Annotated in this window: 26 protein-coding genes; 12 read left to right on the top strand and 14 right to left on the bottom strand. The window is 70.4% G+C overall.

From position 1 onward, the window contains the following. Window positions 1–34: 34 nt before the first annotated feature. The 4 genes from helR to N8I84_RS38285 all read left to right on the top strand — a co-directional run bounded on the left by helR (window position 35) and on the right by N8I84_RS38285 (window position 3,971). The gene (helR, locus tag N8I84_RS38300; protein ID WP_263234141.1) at window positions 35–2,185 is read left to right on the top strand and encodes an RNA polymerase recycling motor ATPase HelR; all 2,151 of its coding nucleotides are present in this window, start codon (window positions 35–37) and stop codon (window positions 2,183–2,185) included. Window positions 2,186–2,378: 193 nt separating this feature from the next. Continuing rightward, window positions 2,379–2,810: a YrdB family protein gene (locus tag N8I84_RS38295; protein WP_263234140.1), complete on the top strand. Its 432-nt coding sequence runs from the start codon at window positions 2,379–2,381 to the stop codon at window positions 2,808–2,810. Between the two features lie 76 nt (window positions 2,811–2,886). Then, on the top strand, window positions 2,887–3,435 hold the full coding sequence (locus N8I84_RS38290) for a GNAT family N-acetyltransferase (protein ID WP_263234139.1): 549 nt from the start codon (window positions 2,887–2,889) through the stop codon (window positions 3,433–3,435). A gap of 251 nt (window positions 3,436–3,686) precedes the next feature. After that, on the top strand, window positions 3,687–3,971 hold the full coding sequence (locus tag N8I84_RS38285; protein WP_263234138.1) for an EthD domain-containing protein: 285 nt from the start codon (window positions 3,687–3,689) through the stop codon (window positions 3,969–3,971). Between the two features lie 209 nt (window positions 3,972–4,180). Here the strand turns inward: N8I84_RS38285 and N8I84_RS38280 are convergent, their stop codons facing one another. Together N8I84_RS38280 and N8I84_RS38275 are read right to left on the bottom strand one after the other, a co-directional pair. Then, the gene (locus N8I84_RS38280; protein WP_263234137.1) at window positions 4,181–4,348 is read right to left on the bottom strand and encodes a hypothetical protein; all 168 of its coding nucleotides are present in this window, start codon (window positions 4,346–4,348) and stop codon (window positions 4,181–4,183) included. A gap of 15 nt (window positions 4,349–4,363) precedes the next feature. Then, complete coding sequence (locus N8I84_RS38275; RefSeq protein ID WP_263234136.1) at window positions 4,364–4,804, bottom strand: Lrp/AsnC family transcriptional regulator; 441 nt, start codon at window positions 4,802–4,804, stop codon at window positions 4,364–4,366. A gap of 80 nt (window positions 4,805–4,884) precedes the next feature. Between N8I84_RS38275 and N8I84_RS38270 the strand changes: the two genes are divergently transcribed. The 4 genes from N8I84_RS38270 (at window position 4,885) to N8I84_RS38255 (ending at window position 6,925) form a co-directional block, all read left to right on the top strand. Then, the gene (locus N8I84_RS38270) at window positions 4,885–5,643 is read left to right on the top strand and encodes an AzlC family ABC transporter permease (protein WP_263234135.1); all 759 of its coding nucleotides are present in this window, start codon (window positions 4,885–4,887) and stop codon (window positions 5,641–5,643) included. Then, entirely contained in the window at window positions 5,636–5,962 is a 327-nt protein-coding gene (locus N8I84_RS38265; RefSeq protein WP_263234134.1) for a branched-chain amino acid transporter permease, read from the top strand. Before N8I84_RS38270 ends, N8I84_RS38265 begins: the two co-directional genes overlap by 8 nt. Before the next feature lie 157 nt (window positions 5,963–6,119). Beyond that, window positions 6,120–6,389 carry a hypothetical protein gene (locus tag N8I84_RS38260; RefSeq protein ID WP_263234133.1) on the top strand — a complete coding sequence of 90 codons (270 nt, stop codon included), beginning with the start codon at window positions 6,120–6,122 and terminating at the stop codon, window positions 6,387–6,389. Further along, window positions 6,386–6,925: a hypothetical protein gene (locus N8I84_RS38255; RefSeq protein ID WP_263234131.1), complete on the top strand. Its 540-nt coding sequence runs from the start codon at window positions 6,386–6,388 to the stop codon at window positions 6,923–6,925. The genes N8I84_RS38260 and N8I84_RS38255 overlap by 4 nt, the downstream gene beginning before the upstream one ends. A 142-nt stretch (window positions 6,926–7,067) precedes the next feature. On the opposite strand, the gene N8I84_RS38250 is transcribed toward N8I84_RS38255, so the two are convergent. From N8I84_RS38250 to N8I84_RS38235, 4 genes are all read right to left on the bottom strand, one after another. Continuing rightward, window positions 7,068–7,781: a CAP domain-containing protein gene (locus N8I84_RS38250; RefSeq protein ID WP_263234130.1), complete on the bottom strand. Its 714-nt coding sequence runs from the start codon at window positions 7,779–7,781 to the stop codon at window positions 7,068–7,070. Between the two features lie 537 nt (window positions 7,782–8,318). After that, on the bottom strand, window positions 8,319–9,515 hold the full coding sequence (locus N8I84_RS38245) for a cytochrome P450 family protein (RefSeq protein WP_263234128.1): 1,197 nt from the start codon (window positions 9,513–9,515) through the stop codon (window positions 8,319–8,321). A gap of 313 nt (window positions 9,516–9,828) precedes the next feature. Beyond that, a complete protein-coding gene (locus tag N8I84_RS38240) occupies window positions 9,829–12,120 on the bottom strand; it encodes an FUSC family protein (protein WP_263234126.1) in 2,292 nt (763 codons plus the stop codon). Between the two features lie 201 nt (window positions 12,121–12,321). Continuing rightward, window positions 12,322–12,816: a PaaI family thioesterase gene (locus N8I84_RS38235; protein ID WP_263234124.1), complete on the bottom strand. Its 495-nt coding sequence runs from the start codon at window positions 12,814–12,816 to the stop codon at window positions 12,322–12,324. A 90-nt stretch (window positions 12,817–12,906) separates the two neighbouring features. Between N8I84_RS38235 and N8I84_RS38230 the strand changes: the two genes are divergently transcribed. Then, window positions 12,907–13,374 (top strand): winged helix-turn-helix transcriptional regulator, encoded by a 468-nt coding sequence (locus tag N8I84_RS38230; protein WP_263234122.1) that lies wholly within the window; start codon window positions 12,907–12,909, stop codon window positions 13,372–13,374. An 86-nt stretch (window positions 13,375–13,460) separates the two neighbouring features. On the opposite strand, the gene N8I84_RS38225 is transcribed toward N8I84_RS38230, so the two are convergent. From N8I84_RS38225 to rpmG, 6 genes are all read right to left on the bottom strand, one after another. Next, complete coding sequence (locus N8I84_RS38225) at window positions 13,461–13,883, bottom strand: Hsp20/alpha crystallin family protein (RefSeq protein WP_263234120.1); 423 nt, start codon at window positions 13,881–13,883, stop codon at window positions 13,461–13,463. Between the two features lie 126 nt (window positions 13,884–14,009). Beyond that, a complete protein-coding gene (locus N8I84_RS38220; protein WP_263234119.1) occupies window positions 14,010–14,492 on the bottom strand; it encodes a flavin reductase family protein in 483 nt (160 codons plus the stop codon). Window positions 14,493–14,688: 196 nt separating this feature from the next. Then, a complete protein-coding gene (locus N8I84_RS38215; protein WP_263234118.1) occupies window positions 14,689–15,060 on the bottom strand; it encodes a hypothetical protein in 372 nt (123 codons plus the stop codon). Between the two features lie 515 nt (window positions 15,061–15,575). Further along, window positions 15,576–15,698 carry a type B 50S ribosomal protein L36 gene (gene ykgO / locus N8I84_RS38210; RefSeq protein WP_028801377.1) on the bottom strand — a complete coding sequence of 41 codons (123 nt, stop codon included), beginning with the start codon at window positions 15,696–15,698 and terminating at the stop codon, window positions 15,576–15,578. A gap of 43 nt (window positions 15,699–15,741) precedes the next feature. Further along, window positions 15,742–16,002, bottom strand: coding sequence for a type B 50S ribosomal protein L31 (locus N8I84_RS38205; protein WP_263234116.1), 261 nt, complete (start codon window positions 16,000–16,002; stop codon window positions 15,742–15,744). Between the two features lie 47 nt (window positions 16,003–16,049). Then, on the bottom strand, window positions 16,050–16,214 hold the full coding sequence (rpmG, locus tag N8I84_RS38200) for a 50S ribosomal protein L33 (protein WP_263234114.1): 165 nt from the start codon (window positions 16,212–16,214) through the stop codon (window positions 16,050–16,052). Window positions 16,215–16,686: 472 nt separating this feature from the next. Here rpmG and N8I84_RS38195 point away from each other — a divergent pair, with 472 nt between their 5' ends. Continuing rightward, window positions 16,687–17,505, top strand: coding sequence for a polysaccharide deacetylase family protein (locus N8I84_RS38195; RefSeq protein ID WP_263234113.1), 819 nt, complete (start codon window positions 16,687–16,689; stop codon window positions 17,503–17,505). Between the two features lie 11 nt (window positions 17,506–17,516). On the opposite strand, the gene N8I84_RS38190 is transcribed toward N8I84_RS38195, so the two are convergent. Both N8I84_RS38190 and N8I84_RS38185 read right to left on the bottom strand, forming a co-directional pair. Continuing rightward, on the bottom strand, window positions 17,517–18,362 hold the full coding sequence (locus tag N8I84_RS38190) for an MBL fold metallo-hydrolase (protein ID WP_263234111.1): 846 nt from the start codon (window positions 18,360–18,362) through the stop codon (window positions 17,517–17,519). Between the two features lie 328 nt (window positions 18,363–18,690). Then, window positions 18,691–19,170, bottom strand: coding sequence for an ATP-binding protein (locus N8I84_RS38185; RefSeq protein ID WP_263234109.1), 480 nt, complete (start codon window positions 19,168–19,170; stop codon window positions 18,691–18,693). Window positions 19,171–19,340: 170 nt separating this feature from the next. On the opposite strand from N8I84_RS38185, the gene N8I84_RS38180 reads away from it, so the two are divergent. Both N8I84_RS38180 and N8I84_RS38175 read left to right on the top strand, forming a co-directional pair. Beyond that, entirely contained in the window at window positions 19,341–19,703 is a 363-nt protein-coding gene (locus N8I84_RS38180; RefSeq protein WP_263234107.1) for an STAS domain-containing protein, read from the top strand. Window positions 19,704–20,106: 403 nt separating this feature from the next. Next, window positions 20,107–20,796, top strand: a complete 690-nt coding sequence (locus N8I84_RS38175) for a GAF and ANTAR domain-containing protein (protein ID WP_263234105.1) — start codon at window positions 20,107–20,109, stop codon at window positions 20,794–20,796. Window positions 20,797–20,889 lie beyond the last annotated feature (93 nt).

The following is a 20,889-nucleotide window of genomic DNA, read 5'->3' as shown; positions in this document are numbered from 1 at the left end:
AGGACGATTGACGAACCACACCGGAGCTGATGACGTGAACCCCCTGACCACCAGCGCGTTCGACCTTCCCGACCGCCTCTCGCCCAAAGCCGATCCGGCGCTGATCGCCCGCGACGAGCGGCAGTTCGCGGCCATCGCGGAGAGCCTCGAGCTGACGATCGCGGAACTGTCCGACCGTCTCGATGCCGAGCTCAAGGCGCCCGGCGGCACCGGCCAGCAGGCGATGGACCGGGACATCGAGGTCCACCGGCTGAACGGCCGTCTGCGCACCCTGCGCCGCTTCGGCTTGGACCTGTGCCTCGGGCACATGGTCCGCGCGGACGACCCCGACCCCGTGTACGTCGGACGACTGGGCCTCACCGACAACGAGGGCCGCCGGCTGCTGGTCGACTGGCGCTCCCCCGCGGCCGAGCCGTTCTTCGCTGCGACCCACGCCGACCCGATGGGCCTGGCCAGCCGCCGCCGGTATCGCTGGACCGGCGGCCGGATCAGCGACTACTGGGACGAGGTGTTCACCGCCGACGGGCTCGAAGGGCATGCGGCACTCGACGACCAGTCCGCGTTCATCGCCAGCCTGGGCACCAACCGGTCCGAGCGGATGCGGGACGTGCTCGCCACCATCCAGGCCGACCAGGACGCCGTCATCCGGGCCGGATCCCGGGGTGCCCTCGTCGTCGACGGCGGTCCGGGCACGGGCAAGACAGTCGTCGCTCTGCACCGCACCGCCCACCTGCTCTACTCCGACCCCCGCCTCGGTCACCGACGCGGCGGCGTGCTGTTCGTCGGCCCGCACCGGCCGTATCTGGCCTACGTCTCCGACGTCCTGCCCAGCCTCGGCGAGGAGGGCGTGCAGACCTGCGTCCTGCGGGACCTCGTCGCCGAGGGAGCGGGAGCAGGGGTCGAGACCGACCCGGAGGTGGCCCGCCTGAAGTCGTCCGCGGACATGGTGAGGGCGATCGAGCGGGCCGTTCGGTTCTACGAGGAGCCGCCCGCCGAGGGGATCACGGTCACGGTCGACTGGTCCCACATCCGGCTCACCGCCGACGACTGGGCCGAGGCCTTCGAGGCGCCCGAGCCGGGCACTCCGCACAACGAGGCGCGCGACCAGGTCTGGGAGAAGCTGGTCGCGATCCTGAGGGACAAGTACGACGGCGACGTCTCGCCCGACCTGTTCCGCAGGGCACTGCGACAGGACGAGGAGCTGAACGCGGCCCTCGGCCGCGCGTGGCCGCTGCTCGAAGCGGCTGACCTCGTCGGAGACCTGTGGTCGGTACCGGCCTACCTGCGGATGTGCGCTCCCTGGCTCCGTCCCGAAGAGGTCCGCAAGCTGCAGCGCGCGGACCCCCAGGCCTGGACGGTGTCCGATCTGCCCCTCCTGGACGCGGCACGGCAGCGGCTCGGCGACCCGGAGGCGTCCCGGCACAGGCGCCGACGGGAGGCCGCGGTCGCCGCCGAGCGTGAGTACCGGGCCCAGGTCACCGAGAACCTGCTCAGGACCGATGACGACTGGCAGGGCATGCTGATGACGATGCTGACCGGGCAGGACCTGCAGAACAGCCTGGTCGACGAGGACGCGCTGCCGCGGACCGAACCCGACCTGCTCGTGGGCCCGTTCGCGCACATCGTCGTGGACGAGGCTCAGGAACTGACCGACGCGGAGTGGCAGATGCTGCTGCTCCGGTGCCCGTCCCGGAGCTTCACCATCGTCGGGGACCGCGCCCAGGCCAGGCACGGATTCGCGGAGTCGTGGCAGGAACGGCTCGAGCGTATCGGGTTCGACCGGATCAACCTGGCCTCGCTGAGCATCAACTACCGGACGCCGGAAGAGATCATGGCGGAGGCCGAGCCGGTCATCCGGGCCGCGCTCCCGGACGCCAACGTGCCGACCTCCATCCGCAGCAACGGCCTACCCGTCGTACACGGGTCGGTTTCGGATCTGAGCTCGGTCCTCGACACCTGGCTCGTCGCGCATGCCGACGGGATCGCCTGCGTCATCGGCGACCCTACGTTCCGGGAGACGTCCCGCGTCCGGTCGCTCACGCCGGAGCTGGCGAAGGGGCTCGAGTTCGACCTGGTCGTCCTCATCGACCCCGAGGGCTTCGGCGAGGGCGTCGAGGGAGCGGTCGACCGCTATGTCGCGATGACCCGAGCGACCCAGCAACTCGTCATCCTCACAAGCTCCTGACATCGGCCGGACGAACGTCCGCTCCCGGCCGAGTCGGTGAGCGTGGCGGCAGGGCCCGGGCTCGCCGCCCGGGCCCTGCCGCTTGTTCCCGGACTGTGGTGCGGCAACGGTGTACGTGGGATTCGGCAGCCTGCTGTGAGACGCCCTTCGCGCGTGCCATGCTGTCCTGCCGCCCTCCCCCGGAGAGGACTTCATGTCAGGAGAAGACGACTCGATCACGCTGATCGATGGGCGGCCGTGGTACGCCGCCAACGAGTTGCTGGCGTTCCTGCTCGAACTCACTGCGACGGCATGTCTGAGTTGGTGGGGATTCACGGTGGGGCCTGACGGGGCCGGCCGTGTCCTGCTCGGGGTGGGAACGCCCCTGTCGGCGATCGTGCTTTGGTCGTTGTTCGCTGCGCCGATGGCGCGGTGGCGGCCGCGATTGCCGGTCGTTCTGGTCGTCAAGACGGTCGTGCTGGGCGGTGGCGCAGCAGCCGTCTACGGAGTCGGGCACCACGTTGCCGCAGTGACCATGGCGGTCGTCGTCATCGCGAACACGGTGGTGGCCGAGGCCTTTCGCCGTACCCCGGCGGCCCTTCCCGCGGGGCCGGCGCCCGTCACACGCTCACCGGAGTCCCGTTGAGGGCGCAGGCATGATGTCCTCGGCCTGCTGTCAACCCACTCGCCGGTGAGGACGGTGTCTCCTACTCTCAAGGGCTATGGATCTTCGTGAAGAGCAGCCTGGTGACAGGGAAGCCGTTCGGAACCTCCATCTGGAGGCGTTCGGTGATCACGGGGCTGTCGTGGGCGAGCTGACGGACGGCTTGCGGGACACGCTGACCCCCGACTGCGGGTTGTCGTTGGTCGCCGAAGAAGCGGGACAGGTGGTCGGACACGTCCTGTTCAGCCGCAGCCTGCTCGATGCACCACGGCGCCTGGTCGACGTACAGGTGCTCAGCCCGCTGGCCGTGAGGCCCAGTCACCAGCGCAGGGGGGTGGGGGCGGCGTTGGTCCGCAGCGGTGTGCGGATCCTCGTGCAGCGGGCGGTTCCCCTTGTCTTCCTCGAAGGGGACCCGGCCTACTACGCGCGTTTCGGGTTCGTGCCCGGCGGAGAGCTCGGCTTCCGAAAGCCGTCCCTGCGTATCCCCGACACCGCCTTCCAGGTGCTCAGACTCCCGGCGTACGAGGAGTGGATGACGGGAACGCTCGTGTACTCGGAGCTGTTCTGGCAGCACGACGCAGTCGGCCTTCGAGACGCCGACGCCTGACGCCGTCCTCGCACATCGGCCTGGCACTGCGCCCAAGGCGGGCAGGCCGCCCAGCGCGCCGTGTTGCTGGAGTTGCGTTGATCGCGCGGCTACGAGCCGGTCAGGCGCAACCGCGACAGCGAAGGCCGCCATTCGGACCACGGGTCGGCCCGTTCCGGTGATCGACGAACGGCTCGCGAGCGGAGCAGGGGTGGCGGGGGTACGGCGTCTGCGGACAGCAGATGATGCCCCGGACTCGTGAGGAGAGCAGCGTGTACGCAGCCATCAGACGGTACGAAGGGGTGACCGATCCGGCCGAGGCAGGGCGCAGGGTGAGTGAGGAGTTCGTGCCGCTGATCCGCCAGATCCCGGGGCTCCTCGCCTACTACTGGGTCGACGCCGGAGACGGAGTCATGATCTCGACCACTGTCTTCCAAAGCGAGGAGGGGGCCGCGGAATCGATCGATAAAGCGGCGGCCTTCGTGCGGGACAACGTCGCGTCGCTGTTCCCCAACCCTCCCCAGGTCATGTCCGGCCAAGTCGTGGCGTCCGCATAGCGAGGAGTCGGCAGCCGATCGGCGGCGGCCCGCTCGCGCGGTTCTGCGGCAATCCGGTGGTGAGCGGTCCACTTCACGGCACCGTTCAGCCGCCCGAGCTCGACGCACGGGCGTGAGCGTCGCGGTCAGCCCGTGCCGACGTGCCTGCGCCAGGCACCCACGGGTCGTGCTCCTCTCGACCCTCGGTCGGCGCCCGGTGCCCACCCTGGTCAGTACGGCCTGCCGCGTCTGTCCTCGACCCACGGCACTGCGACACCGATCGCGATCAGGGAGGCCAGGGCGATGGCGGGGCCGCCCGGAGTGAGGACTGTCTGAAGGGAGGTCGCGGCGGCGTATCCGGCGCCGGAGGGAAGGCGGCCCAGGATGTCGGACAGCACGTCGAGCCCGGTGCCCTACGGGCCGGGCTTGACGGTCTTCATCGTGAAGTGCGAGGTGACGTTCTTGACCCGCGGGATGGTCATGACCCGCCGGCTGAGGAAGGTCTCGTACGCCGCGAGGTCGGCGACGGCCACGCGCACGAAATAGTCGGGGTTGCCGAACAGTCTGCGCAGTTCCAGGACCTCCTCGGCCTGTGCCAGCGTCCGCTCGAAGTGTTCCACCGTCTCCGCGTCCTGCGCCTCCAGGCTGAGGTCGAGGAGCACCTCGAAGGAGCGGCCCCGGGTGGCGGGGTCGATCAAGGCCCGGTAGCCCCGGATGACGCCGTCGGCCTCGAGCCGCTGAACACGCCGCAGGCACGGGCCGGTGGTCAGGCCGACCCGCTGCGCCAGCTCCACATTGGTCAGCCGACCGTCCCGCTCCAGCTCGGCAATGATTGCCCAGTCGATCGCATCCATAGAGAAAAGATTGCACGCAAAGGGGATCACCGGGCAATCTTCGCAACCACATGGCGCGGGTTTCACGAGACGATGGGCATGTGCAGCCCGACGTACTGCCCCAGATACCCGTCACCCCCGATCCCCCTTCGGCACCGGCGATCCGGAGCCGGCAGATCGCCGCAGGCGTGCGCGACTCCTTCTCGGCCGGCCTCGGGATCTTTCCCCTCGGCATCGCGCTCGGCCTGCTGATCCTCCAGGCAGGACTGCCCTGGTGGCTGACTCCCGCCCTGTCCCTGTCCGCGTTCGCCGGCTCACTGGAACTGCTGCTGGTCGGCATGGTGGCCGCCGTCACCCCGCTGCCCGCGGTGGCGGTGACCGTCCTGGTGGTCAACTTCCGGCATGTGTTCTACGCCTTCTCGTTCCCGCTGCACCTGGTGAAGCACCCGGCGGCCAAGGCGTACGCGGTGTACGCCATGATCGACGAGGCCTACGCCGTCAGCGCCTCCCTGCCGGGGTCCCAGCGCTCGGCGCCGCGCCTGCTGGCGATGCAGATCGCCTGCGAGATCTACTGGGTCGGCGGCGGCCTGACCGGCGTCGCCCTCGGTGCTGCCCTGCCCGCTCCGGTCAAGGGTCTCGAGTTCGCCCTGTGCGCCCTGTTCACCGTGCTCACCCTGGACGCGTTCCGCTCCCGGCGGGAGATCCCCTCGGTCCTGCTCGCCGGTGCCTGCGTGACCGTCGCCCTCGTCCTGACCCCGGGTCTGGCGATGTTCACGGCGCTGCTGCTGTTCGTCGGGCTGCTCCTGGTCCGTCACGCACTCACCGCTCGCCGATCCGCCGAGGATGCCGCCGATGCCTAGCACCTCGTACCTGATGTCCGTCCTGGCGATCGTCTTCACCATCACCCTCGCCCTGCGGGCCGTGCCCTTCGCGGTGCTCGGCAGACTGCGTGGCTCGGCACTGGTGCGGCAGTTGTCGGCATGGATGCCGGTGGGCATTCTGCTGATCCTCGCCGTGACCGCACTGCACGGCACGATGACCAAGGACGCGCACGGCGCCTGGTACGCCCTGCTCTCCGTCGCCGTCACCATCGGCGTCCATCTGGCCTTCGGCCGACGCACCATTCTCAGCGTCGGCATCGGCACCGGTGTCTACGTCATCCTGCTCAACGCCCTGTGAACCGCCCGACGGTGTGCCGCACATCACCCCGTGAAGGGCAGCTCTGAAGGCCTCGGCGGGAATAACAGGAGATATGCCTCCGGTTGTGCCTGTCATCTCTCGGATCTCCGGAGGCTGACATGGACCAAGACCGAACGGGTCAGGAGAGGTGGTCGCGATGAGCCACAGCACATCGGCCGTCTTTCACCGCCGGCCCGACCGTCCTGTGGCAGCCACCGCACCGCGCCAGGCCTGGCGGCGCGCCGCGTTCGTCCTTCTCGCAATGGGGCTGGACGCTGCTGCCGCGGTGATGCTGGTGAGTCAGCACCTTCCGGAGGCTGTGTTCGGCGTGTTCCTGGCCGGTCTCGGCTGGCTCACGACGCGGCGCCTCGCGGCCTGGTACCCCGCACCTTCGCCCGCCGTCGCCGAGGAAGCGGCGCGCCGATGAGCCGGACGACACAGGACCCGGCGCAGACCGTCCCCTGCGAGGACGTCTCGAGACCGGTCCGCCCGGCGCTCGCGGGCCGGGCCGGCCGGGACGCTCTGCTCGAGCGGCGCCGACGCCACACGCTGGAGTTGCTCGCGGTGTCGGCACTGGGACTGATTCCCTGGACGGTGATCCTGGGAGTGACCCTGCCGTCCGACTACCGTGTTCACGCATGGCGCACGACCTGGGTCGGCTTCGACATACTGCTCCTCACGGCACTGGGGGCGACAGCGGTCCTCGGAATACGCCGCCACCGGGCCGTGGTGTTGCCCGCCCTGGCGACCGCCGTTCTCCTGGTGTGCGACGCATGGTTCGATGTCTCGCTCGCCCTGGGCACGTCCGCGGTCTGGACGTCCACCGCGCTCGCCCTCTTCGTCGAACTCCCGATGGCTGCCTTCCTCTTCCACCGCGTACGACTGCTGCTGCGGTCGCAGTGGACGCCGCGGCCATCGCCGGACACCGCACCGGACGTGGTGGAGACAGGCGCCCGGTCCTGATCACTCCGGGCACGGGCCGCCTGCGTCCGCGTGGTGATGGCCCGACCGCCCTTGTGTCACGGGCCCACAGGGCGGCCGGGTATGCGGGGGCGGAACGCCACCGCCCCGCCGAGTCAGGTGAGTCGTCGGCGAGGCGGCGTGGTCAGCCGGCGGTGCCGAAGTCCTGCGTCCAGTAGGAGCCGGGCTGGGCGAGGCCTACGCCGATCTCCTTGAATCCGCAGTCGAGAATGTTCCGCTTGTGTCCGGGGCTGGCCATCCAGCCTGCCATGACGCTCTCGGGGGTGCTGTAGCCGTAGGCGATGTTCTCGCCGTACGCGCTCCAGGAGTATCCGGCGCTGGTGATCCGGTCACCCGGGGACGAGCCGTCGGAGCCGGTGTGGGACATGTTCTGGTGCGCGGCCATGTCGGCGCTGTGTGCCTGAGCGGCCTTCGCCAGCTTCGAGTTGACGGTCAGCGGTGCACAACCCACCTTGGCGCGCTCACTGTTGACGAGCGCGACGACGCGTGCCGTGGCAGAGGTGGGGGCGGTGGACGCCGGGGCACTCGGAGTCGTGGGCCGGGTGGTGGGGGCGGTGGACGCCGGGGCACTCGGAGCCGTGGGCCGGGTGGTGGGGACGGTGGTCGCCGAAGGGCTCGGCTTGACCTGGGGCGCCGGACTCCCGGTCGCCTTCACCCGGTGCCATTTCGCGGCACTGCCCGAGCTGTTGCGCCAGTGATGGTGTGAACGGTGCGTCTTCGGGCGTCCGTTGTAGGAGTCCGCACAGGCCATGGCGACGGACGGGACGCCCACGGCGGCGATGGCGACGGCGGCTATGACTGCCTTTCGGTGGTGCAATGTCCTGCGGTGCTTGCTCACGCGACCGTCCTCACTAGGTATTGGCATCGCTTCTCGCAGCACCCCGGCATTTACTGCGCACGACAATTCCACGTGCGGAACCACGCGGCGTGCGCTGTACACAACGCCAACCCCGGCCACCTGCACGGGAGCCGGCGCAGTAGATTCCGGGACGCCCTGCGGCCCGGTCATTCTCGGAAGGCGGAGCAACAAGGGCAATGAGCGCGGAGTACTAAGCCTTCTCGTAGGAAAACGCGACCCTTGCCAGGCGTCGACGCACACGGTAAATCCCGCTCAGCGCATTCCCGATTCTCCGCGACGACGTCAAAGGAGCGAGGAAAGAAGGAAAATCCGCGATGAAGGAATGATCGGTAATGCCGCACAGCCTCGGTGAGGAATGTCCGCTTGGCGGCACATGAACACCAAATGAGAAGGCGGCGGGCCGCTACTACGCATCGCCGTACGACAGAGGTCGGCCATGACAAGAGTCACACCGGCGGCCCCCAGGGCGACCGGGACCCCGCTCCCCTCCTTGTCCTGTGCCCGGTGGCCGGTGGGCTACCGGGTGAACCGCACGGGCAGGCTTCGCGGACCGCGGATCATCATCCCCGGGCGCCAGGTGATCGCTGCCGGGTGGATGTCCAGGGCCAGGTCGGCACAGCGTTCCAGCAGCGTCCTGATGGCGATGCGCGCCTCCAGGCGGGCCAGCGGCGCCCCCAGGCAGTAGTGGATGCCATGGCCGAACGCCACATGGCCGCGGGCGTCACGGGAGATGTCGAAGCGGTCGGGTGAGGGGAAGCGCGCGGGGTCACGGTTGGCGTCAGCCATGGCGACGAGGACGAGTTCGCCGCCCCCGGGGATGGCTGTGTCGCCGATCGTCAGCGGCTCGGTCGTGAAGCGGTAAGTGGGGGTCTCCACCGGGCCGTCGTAGCGCAGCATCTCCTCGACCGCGGTGTCGATGAGGGAGAGGTCGGCGCGCAGGGCGGCCAGCTGCTCGGGGTGGGTGAGGAGGGCGAGGACGCCGTTGGAGACGAGGTTCACGGTCGTCTCGTGGCCTGCGACGAGCAGGAGCCAGGCCATGCCGAGAAGCTCCTCGCGGGACAGCCTGTCGCCGTCCTCGTCCGAGCCGTGGATCAGCGCGCTCATGAGGTCGTCGCCGGGCTGGTGCCGCTTGCCCTCCACCAACTCGGCCAAGTAGCGCGCCATCGCGGTCGCCGCGGCTGTTCGCTCTTCGGGGTCGGTGGCGCCGAGCGCGTCGTTCGACCACCTCCTGAAGGAGTCGCGGTCCAGGTCGGGAACGCCGAGGAGTTCGCAGATCACGGAGATGGGCAGCGGGAAGGACAGTGCCTCGACGAGGTCGGCGCGCCCGTCGGGGGCGGCGAGCATCCGGTCCAGGAGCGCGTCGGTCGTCTTCTGGATGCGCGGCGCGAGTTCCTCGACCCGGCGCGCGGTGAACTGGCGGGCGACCAGTTTGCGCAGCCGGGTGTGGTCCGGCGGATCGGCCCTGAGCATGTGGGGGCCGGACGAGACGGCTCCCAGCGGCAGAGAGGGGGACGCTTTGCTCCAGTCCTTGGAGAGCCGGGAGTCCGCCAGCGCCGCGCGTCCGGCCTCGTATCCGACGACGAGCCAGGCCTCCGCGGCCCCTTCCGGCATCCGGATGCGGTGCACCGGGCCCTGGTCCCGTAAGCGGGCGTACACGGAGTAGGGGTCGCGGGTGAAGGACTCGCCGAGCGCGGCGAGGTCAACGATGCTCATCGAGGTACCACCTCACTGGCAGGGACGGATGTCCGGCCGGGCAACGCCACAGGAGGACACCCGGGGGCGGCCTGCCGGGCCGGAAGCCGCCGGCGTCCGACGGCGCGCGGAACGGCGAGTGCGAGGAGTCGCCGGCCGGACGTCAGGACCCGGGTCCGCGCCGGGCATCGCGTCATCATGCTTCCGGTCATCGTCCGTCCCCCCTCGGATCAACACCCGACCGCCCGCCGACTGTAGCCGGTACGGTTGCCGGACGGACCGGCTTTCGGCGAAGGCGGCAGCGCGGAATCGAGCCGGAACGGCTCGTCCTCGGTCAGGACGCGCTGCCCGGCCGCGCCGCTGCCGCCAGGCTCGGCTGCAGGCGGCGCGCGGCGTCGAGGTGGTCGGCGGTCCAGATGATGCGGACGGCCGTGTCCGTGGCCCGCCCCTGCTCGTCGCTGAGGTCGCGGCGCAGGGAATCGACCAGCTGCGCTTCCGCCGTGGGGTTGCGCGGCAGCGGATCGCGGACGGAGCCGTCCCGGCCCAGACCGGCGGCCAGGTCCCGGTACCAGCCGGAGACCCGTCCGGCGGCGCTCAGGAGGACGAGGCGTGCCTGCGCCCGATCGGCTTCGCCGTACGGTTGTGCGGCACGCTGCCACAGCCCCAGAACGGCGTCCGCGGCGAGGCGCAGTCCGACGATGCCGGTGACCAGGGTGGTCATGTCCGCGAGCGGCACCGGCTTCTGCCCGCGTTCGGCGAGGTAGGTGCGGAAGGCGTCGTCGAGCCGTCGCGCCGCGGCGGCGGCCTCGCGCCCCTCCTGCAGCGCGAACTCCGCCGACGGGACACCGCCGCCGCAGCGGCCGACGGCGTACTCCACAGCGCCCGCCAGATAACGGGCGCTGTCCGTGTACGCCTCGGCGAGGGCCCGCTCCACGGCCGCCGCGGCGCCGCGTGGCCAGAAGAACAGGCCGACCAGCACGCTCACGGCGCAGCCGATCGCGATGTCCTCGATGCGCAGCAGCACGATGTGCCAGTCGGGGTTCTGGCCGATGTTGAACAGGACGACGAGGGTGATGGTGAAGGAAGCCTGACCGGCGGCGAACGAGATGACCGAAGGGGCGATGCCGGCCAGGAGGACGGCGAACGGCAGCAAGAACCAGAGCACCGTGCCGTGCTGTCCGATGAGCTGGAGCAGCCCGGTCCCGACGATCGATCCCGCGATCGTGCCGCCGACGGCGCGGAGCGCGTTCTGACCGGTGTTGAGGGCGTTGGAACGCAGCACCGACAAGGTGCCCAGCAGCACCCAGAAGGAGTGCTGGACGCTGATCAGGTCCGCCAGAGCGACCGCCATGCCCAGGCCGATCGCGCCCCGCAGGCTGTTGTGCAACCAGACGGACTGCGGCTGAAGGTGCGCGGCGGCCCGCTCCCGGGCCGCGACGAGCGGTCTGGCGACGGCATCGGGCTCGCGGCCGAGCAGACGCTCGGGCCAGCTGCGGCGCTCGGCGGCCGAGGCCAGGTCGACGTTGTCGGCGATCTGGAGCGTCGCGAAGCCCAGCTCCTGCGCACGGAAGGACAGGTCCAGGGCCCCGATGACGGGGTGCACCTGTGCGGGCGTACCGGCTCCCGCGTGGTGGACGGGCAGTCGTGCAGTGGCGTTGCGCTCCATCCGGGCCATGGCCGCACGCAGGTCACCGGCCGCGGTGCGCAGCCCGTCCGGAGCGTTGCGCGGGGTGTCGAGCAGGTCGGCCGCCTCGTCCAGAACCGCGGCGGCGGCACGACGTACGGTACGGGCGTCGATGTCGCAGGCCGGGCGGCCGTCGAGCGGGGGTGCGCTGTCGGCCAGGATGCTGCTGAGCCAGGTCAGTTCGTCGACCAGGCGAACGACGGCACGGGAGCCGACGGACAGTCCTGTGGGCCGGTAGGGGGTGGCGTCGAAGACACCGCGCAGGTCGGCCGCCGCGGTCGCGGCCTCGTCGGCGACGGCCCGGCACTTCGTGCCGCTGGGCGCGCCGGGGCCGCCGGCCAGCAGAGAGGCGTCAGTGCGCAGTTGCGCCGCCGCCGCGCGGCACACGCGGGCCGCGGGCGCGCAGAGCGGATCAGTGGTGGGACGAGGCCACAGAAGACAGACCGCGATCATGGCTGCGGCCGCTGCCAGACCCGCTCCGGCGAGCCGGGCTGGCAGCTGCGACAGCGGCACCGGGGAGGTCACGGGGAGGACGAAGGCCAGCAACAGGGCGGTCGACGTGCCGGCGAGAACGGAACTGACCACCCCGGCGAACAGCACCAGGAAACCGATCACCGCCATGGTGGTCACCGCGAGCCAGATCTGGTGCGCCACGAGCGTGCCCAGGCAGACGAGTACCGCCCAGGCCACCGCGAGACCCAGGTGCGCCCGTAGTCGCTGCACCATCGGGCCGGTGAAATCCACGAGCAGCAGCATCGAGAACGAGCCGAACGCGGCGAAGGCAGCCATCGTCGGCGACCCGATCACCTGGCCGCACAGGGCGAACAGCGCGGGCATGACGATCGCGGTACGCCCGGCGCGGCGGGTCGCGGCCAGGTCGGGATCGCGGGCTCGCAGCCACGCTGCGGCCGGAGGGAGCCGGCTTCGGCCAGGTGTACGCACGTGCCCGCGCACCTCCACTCGACGAGGTGTCCGCCCGCCTTCAGGGTGACGGGTCCGCCCGGGCAAAGCCATACGAGTGCGGCCCCTGGCCTGATCGGCCCGGAGGGGCGTCTGCGATCACCAGGGGCCGCACTCGAAACGAAGCGCCCGGGCGGTGCCTCCGGCGACGCGCTCACCGTGCGCCTGCCGACCGCCGAGGCTCTAACTCCGGGTGACGGGAAAGAGCATGCAGCTGCTGGTGGCGTGGGCGAGCAGGCGGTCCTCGGAGTCGAGCAGCTCCGCCTGGGCGAGGGCCGTACGGCGGCCGTGGTTGAGGACGGTGCCGACCGCGCGGACCTTGCCGGTGTCGACGGTCATCGGGCGCAGGAATTTCAGGCTCAGGTCGAGCGAGGTGTAGCCCATGCCTGTCGGGAGGACGGACTGCACGGCACAACCGGCGGCCGAGTCGAGCAGGGTGGCGTAGACGCCGCCGTGGACGCTGCCGATGGGGTTGTAGTGCTCCTCCCCCGGTTCCAGGGCGAAGACGGCACGGCCGAACTCGACCTCCTCCAGGGTGAAGCCGAGGGTCGCGGCGATGGGCGCGGCAGGCAGACGCCCGCTGAGCACGCTGCGAAGGAAGTCGAGCCCGCTCTCCTGCCCGACCGCGGCCGCGGAGACGCTGGGGTCCTTCCACTCGAACGTGCGTGACCTCGTCATGGGCGCTTCCTTCCCCGTGCTGGCTTCAGAACGGAAAGTTAGCCAGCGCCACCCTGGCTGTCAATGACGAAGCCAGCCTACGATGGCCGTATGACCTGGCTGGAGACGAGCCCCCAGAACTGCACGGTGCAGCGCACCCTGGACCTGATCGGCGAGAAGTGGTCGATGCTGGTGTTGCGCGACGCCATGAACGGCGTGCACCGCTTCGACGACTTCCGCCGCCACGTGGGGCTGTCCGATGCGGTTCTGTCGGACCGGCTGCGCAAACTGGTCGCGGCCGGGATCCTGGACACCGTCCCGTACCGCGAGCCGGGCCACCGCACCCGCCATGAATACCGGCTCACACGCAAGGGCTGGGATCTGTGGCCCGTGATGATCGCGCTCAAACAGTGGGGCGACCGCTACACGGCGGACCCGGAGGGACCGCCCCTGGAGGTCCACCACCGCGACTGCGGCGAACCCCTGGAAGCCGTCGTCGTCTGCACAGGCGATCACGGGCCTCTCACCCCGCGACAGGCTTACACACGGCCCGGCGCCTCAGCGCGCGCACTGACCTGACCGCGGGCGTGACGAGCATGACGGCAGGGTCCGGGCTCGCCGCCCGGACCCTGCCGCTGTGACCGGCGAAGGGAGTTCGCCTCGGATCAGCTCTTGAGCTCCCTGCGCTCACCGCCGCCACTGACGGCGATCTTCCGGGGCTTCGCCTGGTCGGCGACCGGGATCCGCAGCTTCAGGACGCCGGCCTCGTAGGAGGCGTCGATCCGCTCGATGTCCAGGGTCTCGCCGAGGAACAGCTGCCGACTGAACGTCCCCGCAGGCCGCTCGGTGATCACCATTTCGCTGTCCTCGCCGTACGCCGGCTTGCGCTCGGCCTTCACGGTCAGGACGTTGCGTTCCACGTCGAGGTCGATCGACTCCGGTGTCACGCCCGGCAGATCCAGTTCCACACAGAACGTGTCACCCTCGCGCCAGGCGTCCATCGGCATGGCGGCGGGGCGGGCGGCCGTGCCCAGGACCCGTTCGGCGAGCCGGTCGAACTCGCGGAAGGGATCCGTCCGCATCAGCATCTGTATCCCTCCTTCGTGCGTACTCCTGTTGTTCCGCTTCTCCTTCTTCACTTCCGATATACCGCACCGACCGAGAAGTTGACACCTGTCGGCTCAACTTTTTCGTCGGCGGAACGGCCGGGACGGTCAGTCCGCCGGGTGACCTGGACTGATGTCGAGGGCGTCGCCGAGCCGCAGCAAGGGGCCGTCGGCCCGCCGACCGCACTGCACTGGTTCGAGGACGAAGCCGACGTGATCGCCACCGTCGACGCTTCGCTCGACGGTGCCGACGAACCAGGCCGCCGCGTCCTCCAGGACGACCGCCCCGCCATGCCCCCACGTCCAGCGCACCTGCGAGAACTTGTCGACCTCGTCGCCCGTCTCCCCGCCGAACAGAGCCGCCAGCTTGTGCTGGTCGCCGGTCAGCAGATGGACGGCGAGGCATTCCGCGTCGCGGGCCACCCCATAGGTGTGATTGGCCTTGGACAGCCACACCACGAACCGCACCGGCCGGATGGAGCACTGCGACGAGAAGCCGACCAGACACCCCGACCGCTCCCCGCCCGCCGCGGCCGTGACGACGCACATCTCGGGGTTGAGCCGGCTCATGAACGCGTCGACGTCCGCCATGTCCCATCACTCCCGTCACTGCACCCGACCGACACCCGCCGCCGACCCCCGGGCACGAGGTCACCGCACGGGTGCCCCTCTTCTCCCTCGGCTCACAGGTCCGTCTCGATCGCGGTCCCCCGCCTGGGCCCGCCCCACAGGCTGTCGATGAGCGAGTCGCCCACCACACCCCCGCGGGCCCAGGTGGCGTCAGGTCCTAGCGGTGGTGCGGGTGGTGACCGTGATGCCGCTCGCCGTACCAGCCGTGGTGCCGGCCGTGGTTGCGAAGCCAGTCACCCAGACGGCGGTCGTGGTGACGGTCGCCGTACCAGCCGTGGTGACGGCCGTAGTCCCGGTCCCAGCCGCGGAAGTGATCACGGCCGTGGCCGTGGCCGTGCCTGTAACCGCGGTCGCGGTCGTGGTCGTGGTCGCGGACGGTGTCGAGGCTGTCGCTGTGGGCGTAACTTCTCCCCTGCTCACGGACGTGACTGCCTCCGTCGGCGAGGGCGGGCAGGGCGGCCGCTCCCACGAGGGCGCCCGATGCCACACACGCGGCGAGGAGCCGAAGAGCGGTACGAGAAACAGACATGGAGCTGTCCCTTCTGGCGTTCACGCACACCCACCCCGATCGGGGCGGGTGTGCATCCGAGATCCCGGCTGGGTGCCGAGGCCGCCACTCTGGCGGGCTTCATCGCCGCGAGATCAACCACACCGTTCGCGTTACAAAACGCCGACATATCCGTAACGCTCCCTTGTACGTGCCAATGACCCGCACGGGAACCACGACCGCGGACCCGCCTCCGCTCCCACCCCGCTCTGGCCAGTGGAGAAGCCGCTCACCGTGCGAGTCGCTCCGGACCGCCGTGCCGCCCGAGCTCCCCCAATCAGCCCATTCCCGTCCGTAACGGATGGAGAGCCTGCGTTCAGGGGACCCCGGAGCCCCTGGATCAGCCGGGCACCTCGGGCGGCGGTTGGGAATGCGCGCGCTGATCCGGTCGACGCGGAGGATCCGTCAGCGCGCGGCCGGGCGACGGCCCGGAACGCGCATCGGCCCGGCCCGCGTGGTGCGGGCCGGGCCGATCGTGTTCTCTCCGTGGCAGGCGGTCAGCCCTGGCGGGCCTTGAAGCGCGGGTCCTTCTTGTTGATGACGAAGGTCACGCCGCGTCGGCGGACCACCTGGGCGCCGGGCTTGGACTTCAGTGAGCGCAGGGACTTGCGCACCTTCATGACGGGTCTCTCCTTCTGCTCGGAACCGGAACCGCGGCCGCGGTCAGTGGCGGGCCGCCGCCGCGCGGCCGTACCGGCGCTCGAAACGCTCGACGCGGCCCGCGGTGTCCACGACGCGCGAGGTGCCGGTGTAGAACGGGTGACTGGCCGACGAGATCTCCACGTCGATCAGCGGGTAGATGCGGCCGTCCTCCCATTCGGTCGTCCGGGCCGAGTGCGCGGTCGAGCGAATGAGGAACGAGGCGTTCGCGGCCCGGTCGCGGAAGACGACCAGGCGGGAGTCGGGGTGGATGTCGGGCCTCATGGGGTGTACCTCCTCGTGGTCCACCGCCCAGGGGGCGGAGGCGTGGTTCAGCGTTCCTCGCGGAAGTCGACGTGCCGGCCGACCACCGGGTCGTACTTGCGCAGGACGAGCCGGTCGGGGTCGTTGAGACGGTTCTTGCGCGTCACGTAGGTGACACCGGTCCCGGCTGTCGACTTCAGCCTGACGACGGGACGCGCGTTGCTGCGTGCCATGAGGTCCTCCTTTCGCTCACACCCCGGACGTTTGGCCCGGGCATGTCAGCTGTCTCCTGCAACAAGCGGACCCGCTCACGCATTCCCGCCGCCGCCCACAGCGCGCGCTCGTGTCCGCGCCGGAGCCGCCCCCATGGTCGCCGCCCCCCGACCTGGGGAAACGCCCATGAACGGGACGGTCAGGCGCGGCCGGCTCCTCCCCCGGCATCGCTCATGAGGTCGTCCGAGCCGCCCTGATCGGCTCGCTCGCTGAGCCCCGGTCGAGTGGCTGTCCTCGCCTCCCAAAGGCGCCGAGGCCGGGCCAACGGCCCCGGCCGGTCTCCGGACGAACGCCGGCGTTGAAGGAACCGCTCGTGCCGCCAGGTACTCATACACAGCGACAGGCAGTGAAGGCACGGCAGGTGTGGGGGGACGCGCAGTGAAGCGGCGCGGCGGGCGGGGCAGGTTCCACGGGGCACTGGCGGGAGCGGTCGTGGCGGCCCTGACCGTCGGAGGCTGCGGCGCGGGCGACGCAAGGGGCCTCGGAGCGGCCCCCACTTCGTCGCAGCCCACCCTCACCGGCGGCAGCGCAAGCAGCTCGCCACGCGCCGCCGCCGACGCCTGGCACAAGTGGGGCCTGACACCGCTGCCCGCGACCCCGAAGCCTCCGGTCGACAAACCTGTGAAACTCTCCGCGACCGGAACCGTCCCGGTCTTCACCCACATACCGACCTCGCAGAAGGTCGTCTTCATCACCGTCGACGACGGCCAGGAGAAGGACCCCAGGTTCATACAGATGATGCGGGACCTGAAGGTCCCGATCACGATGTTCCTGACGAACGACGCCATAAAGTCGGACTACGCGTACTTCAAGCCGCTGCAGGCGATGGGTGACCACATACAGAACCACACCCTGCACCACCCGGTGATGAACACCCTCCCGCCGGCCCGGCAGAAGGAAGAGGTCTGCGGCAACCAGAAGATCCTCACCCAGCAGTACGGAACCGCGCCCCTGCTGTTCCGCCCGCCCTACGGCGCGTACAACCTCAACACCCGGATCGCGGTGGGTGAGTGCGGACCGCGGGCGATCGTCTGGTGGCGGGAGTCCATGCAGATCAAGAACATGCAGTACCAGGAGCCGGACAAGAAGCTGCGTCCCGGGGACATCATCCTCACCCACTTCCGGGGTCCGAAGGAGCTCAAGGGCGCCGGCATGACGGAGATGTTCCGCAATCTCCTCGAGCGCATCCAGGAGCAGGGATTCGCCGTGGCGCGCCTGGAGGACTACATCCAGCCACCGGCCGGTCGCTGAACGACACCGCGTCAGAAGACGGCAGGAGCCTCGTCCTTCGCCGCGCTCACCCGCGCTCGCTGTCCATGACGGCAGCGGACGAGCCGATCACCCAGCCCCGCCTGCGCGATCGCGGCGAGGAAGTCCGCGAGCGGCGAGCGCATCACCGTGTAGTCGCCGTAGTGGACGGGCAGGAGCAGGCGGGGCTGGAGCCGCCGGGCCAGTTCGGCTCCCTGCGCGCCGTCCATGGTCACCAGGAAGCCACCCGGCAGGAGGGTGCCGCCGAGGTGCAGCACGGCGAGATCGGCGGCCGGGAAGCGCTGGGCGATGGCGTCGAGCCCGTCGAACACGAGCGTGTCTCCCGATACGTACAGCCGCAGCCGGACAGGGCCGCGCGAGGGGCCGAATTCGAGCATGCTGCCCATCACCGGCGGAAGCAGGCGGCGCAGCACCGGGTGGCCTGCGTGCCGGCCGGGCAACGCGGTGATGCGCACCTGGTCGTCACCGCGCCGGAGCGTACAGCTCTGCCAGGTCCGCAGTCCTCCCGCCCGGCGGAACCCGTGCACGGTCCTGAGGCGGCGCGCGGCGTGCGGGGTGGTGACGAGGGGGAGGGAACGGTCGAGGTGCCGGCGGGCCCTGCGATCCCAGTGGTCTCCGTGGAGGTGGGAGAGGACCACGGCATCGAGGCGCGGCAGTGCGGCGGCATCGAGGGCCGGCTCGGTGAGGCGGCGGCTCACCAGCCCGTACCCGAGGTAGGCGTACTCGCCGCGGTGCAGGAAATTGGGGTCCGTCAGGAGGGTCAGCTCCCCGTAGCGGAGCAGGACAGTTGCGTTGCCGATGAAATGGATTTCGACCGCGTCATCAGTGGCCTTGGTCATGACCGCCCCGTCCGACGGAATCGCGGAGCGGTTCCGTCTCCGTATCGCTGCCTGTGGTCCTCCCCCGCCTCCCGACGCCGTTCCGTGCCGAGTACCCCTCCCCGGCGTCCGACAACGTGCGGCGTACCGCCGGGCCTGCGGGACGGCTGCCCTGCGTGGTCGGACCTTGGTCGGTGGAATCCCCCGACCGGCCATGGAGTGTGTACAGCCGCGGGCGGACGTACGGCGGCCACTGAGCAGCGGGGCGGCCGGGGCCATGGCCGGGGGCTCTGGCGGCGTCACTCCGGCCGACGGTCCGATCTGGGGCAGGCCGGGGCGGTGCTCGGGCCTACCGGGCGCGACGTCCGACGATGTCGACGACCGGCTCGTCAGGCAGGGCGATCCTGGCGGTGATGCGCTTGCCGACCGGTTCCCGTCGTGCCTCGAAGCCCTGCACGACGGCCATCACGATCTCCAAGCCGTGCTGGCCCACCCGGCCGGGGTCGGCCGCCCGGGCCACCGGCAGCACCGGATCGCTGTCCCAGACCTCCACCTCCACCGCCCCGTCGGCGATACGCACCTCCAGCAGCACGGGACCGGGCGCGTACTTGCGGGCATTGGTGACCAGTTCGCTGACCACCAGTTGCGTCAGATCCACCGTGCGGTCCGGCACGGGCACCCCATGGACGGCCTCCGCCCGGGCGAGGAAGTCAGCCGCCAGATGGCGGGCCTCGGCGATGCAGGCACCATCGCCCTCCAAGGCGGCCGTGATGTGCACATACGCACGCTGTGGCGCTATCCGGTCCTCCCCGAGGACATCTGGTTCCATCCGAATCACCTTCGCTACCCCGTTCACACGGCCGCGTATACCCACTCCCGAGCCGTACAGACCTGCCGCACCCAAGTGGCGGCACCTCGAGAGCATCCCCCGTAGCATCTTGGGGCAGCATCTGCGGGGAAGCACTGGTTTGAAGATCACCGAGCGTTGTCGAGGGACGTGTGACAGACACCGACGAACTGGCAGAACCGAACCGCCTGTCGATCACCAGCGCCCTCGTCGACGGAGTCACCGTGGTCACGGTGCAAGGCGAGATCGACCACAACACCGTCAGCTCTCTCCGCCAGGCCCTGACGCCTCCCTCCGGCACCCCCGCGCCGCGGACCGTAGCGGACCTCAGCGGCGTGACCTTCCTGGACTCCGGCGGCATCACCGCCCTCATCGCCGCCCAGCAGGCCCACGGAGAGGGCGGCTGGCTGCGCCTGGCCGGCGTTCGGCAGCCCGTCCTGCGCGTCCTGCAGCTGGTCGGCCTTGACTCCCTCATCGACTTCCACCCCACCCTCCGCGCCGCCTTGGACGCGTGACAGGCACGCTCCCCACCTGGCCGGTGCCGCGCCGAAGCGGCCACCGCCTCGGACCGGTGAGCCGACGGCACCAGGTGACACGCCGAGCTGCGTGGCCGCCTCCCCGGCCGCGGCCAGTCCCGTTCCTCTGACTCCCCGATGATCACGCGCATGCGGTCACCGGCGCGTGCCGGCGCGTGGAGATCGCCCCCGATGCAGGCCTGGAGAGCGCTCCGGCCGCCCGGTGCGACGCGAACCGTGGGCGCGCCGGGGAGACGGCGATCTATCAGGCCGACGCTCTAGTGTGGCGGGAGGACGGCGTGAAGCGGGCACCCCCGGAGCTGACGCTCGCCACCGCGGTGTCCGACCCGGATCCGCGGCCGGCCGGGGGCGCGCCGAAGTCATCGACAGCGTGGAGGGCGGTATGGACTGGCGTACGTTCGCGCAGCAGATGGCCTCCATGGCCCGCGACCTGCTCGCTCAGGACTCGGTCGACGCCACCCTGGAGCGGATCACCGCCTCGGCCATCGAGCTGGTGGCGGGATGCGACGCGGCCGGCATCCTGCTCCTGCAGGGCAAACGGGTGCTGTCGCTGGCCCCCACCGACGACCTGGTTCTGCACAGCGACCAGCTTCAGGAACGCCTCCAGGAAGGCCCCTGCTTCGACGCCGCGCGCACCCGCGAAGGGGAGAGGGTCTTCCGCATCGCCGACCTCACCGAGGAGCATGCACACTGGCCCGCGTACGCCCCACAGGTGCGCGAGCTGGGGGTGGGCAGCATCATGGGCTTCCTGCTGTTCACCGAGGACGAGGACCTCGGCGCACTGGATTTCTACTCCCGCCGGCCCGGCGCGTTCACCGAGGCCAGCGAGACCGCCGGATGGCTGCTCGCCTCCCACGCCGCGGTCGCCTTCTCCAGCGCCCGCAGCCACGCACAGTTGGAGCAGGCCATCGCCACGCGCCACACGATCGGCGAAGCCATGGGCATCCTCATGGGCAGCCACCACCTCACCGAGGAGCAGGCGTTCGACGTGCTTCGCCGCTTCTCGCAGGAGAAGAACATCAAAGTGCGTGAGGTCGCCCGGCAGATCTGCGAGAAGGGCGCCCTCGCCTGACCCGGCCCGATCGGCTCCCCTGCGCGGGGACGAGATCGGCGGCCTCACGCCCGAGTTCATCCGATTCCCATCCGTCTCCCATCCGGGCATCAC

This window comes from Streptomyces cynarae (assembly GCF_025642135.1).
Taxonomy (GTDB): Bacteria; Actinomycetota; Actinomycetes; order Streptomycetales; family Streptomycetaceae; genus Streptomyces; species Streptomyces cynarae.
Note: the sequence above shows the minus strand (reverse complement) of the source record. Positions and strands in the feature narration are given on the sequence as shown.

Bases quoted from the DNA above. Each gene is read 5' to 3' on its own strand.
- N8I84_RS38295 (WP_263234140.1), top strand. From the start codon at position 2,379: ATGTCAGGAGAAGACGACTCGATCACGCTGATCGATGGGCGGCCGTGG.
- N8I84_RS38290 (WP_263234139.1), top strand. From the start codon at position 2,887: ATGGATCTTCGTGAAGAGCAGCCTGGTGACAGGGAAGCCGTTCGGAAC.
- N8I84_RS38275 (WP_263234136.1), bottom strand. From the start codon at position 4,804: ATGGATGCGATCGACTGGGCAATCATTGCCGAGCTGGAGCGGGACGGT.
- N8I84_RS38265 (WP_263234134.1), top strand. From the start codon at position 5,636: ATGCCTAGCACCTCGTACCTGATGTCCGTCCTGGCGATCGTCTTCACC.
- N8I84_RS38260 (WP_263234133.1), top strand. From the start codon at position 6,120: ATGAGCCACAGCACATCGGCCGTCTTTCACCGCCGGCCCGACCGTCCT.
- N8I84_RS38255 (WP_263234131.1), top strand. From the start codon at position 6,386: ATGAGCCGGACGACACAGGACCCGGCGCAGACCGTCCCCTGCGAGGAC.
- N8I84_RS38245 (WP_263234128.1), bottom strand. From the start codon at position 9,515: ATGAGCATCGTTGACCTCGCCGCGCTCGGCGAGTCCTTCACCCGCGAC.
- N8I84_RS38235 (WP_263234124.1), bottom strand. From the start codon at position 12,816: ATGACGAGGTCACGCACGTTCGAGTGGAAGGACCCCAGCGTCTCCGCG.
- N8I84_RS38230 (WP_263234122.1), top strand. From the start codon at position 12,907: ATGACCTGGCTGGAGACGAGCCCCCAGAACTGCACGGTGCAGCGCACC.
- N8I84_RS38225 (WP_263234120.1), bottom strand. From the start codon at position 13,883: ATGCTGATGCGGACGGATCCCTTCCGCGAGTTCGACCGGCTCGCCGAA.
- N8I84_RS38220 (WP_263234119.1), bottom strand. From the start codon at position 14,492: ATGGCGGACGTCGACGCGTTCATGAGCCGGCTCAACCCCGAGATGTGC.
- N8I84_RS38215 (WP_263234118.1), bottom strand. From the start codon at position 15,060: ATGTCTGTTTCTCGTACCGCTCTTCGGCTCCTCGCCGCGTGTGTGGCA.
- ykgO (WP_028801377.1), bottom strand. From the start codon at position 15,698: ATGAAGGTGCGCAAGTCCCTGCGCTCACTGAAGTCCAAGCCCGGCGCC.
- N8I84_RS38205 (WP_263234116.1), bottom strand. From the start codon at position 16,002: ATGAGGCCCGACATCCACCCCGACTCCCGCCTGGTCGTCTTCCGCGAC.
- rpmG (WP_263234114.1), bottom strand. From the start codon at position 16,214: ATGGCACGCAGCAACGCGCGTCCCGTCGTCAGGCTGAAGTCGACAGCC.
- N8I84_RS38190 (WP_263234111.1), bottom strand. From the start codon at position 18,362: ATGACCAAGGCCACTGATGACGCGGTCGAAATCCATTTCATCGGCAAC.
- N8I84_RS38185 (WP_263234109.1), bottom strand. From the start codon at position 19,170: ATGGAACCAGATGTCCTCGGGGAGGACCGGATAGCGCCACAGCGTGCG.
- N8I84_RS38175 (WP_263234105.1), top strand. From the start codon at position 20,107: ATGGACTGGCGTACGTTCGCGCAGCAGATGGCCTCCATGGCCCGCGAC.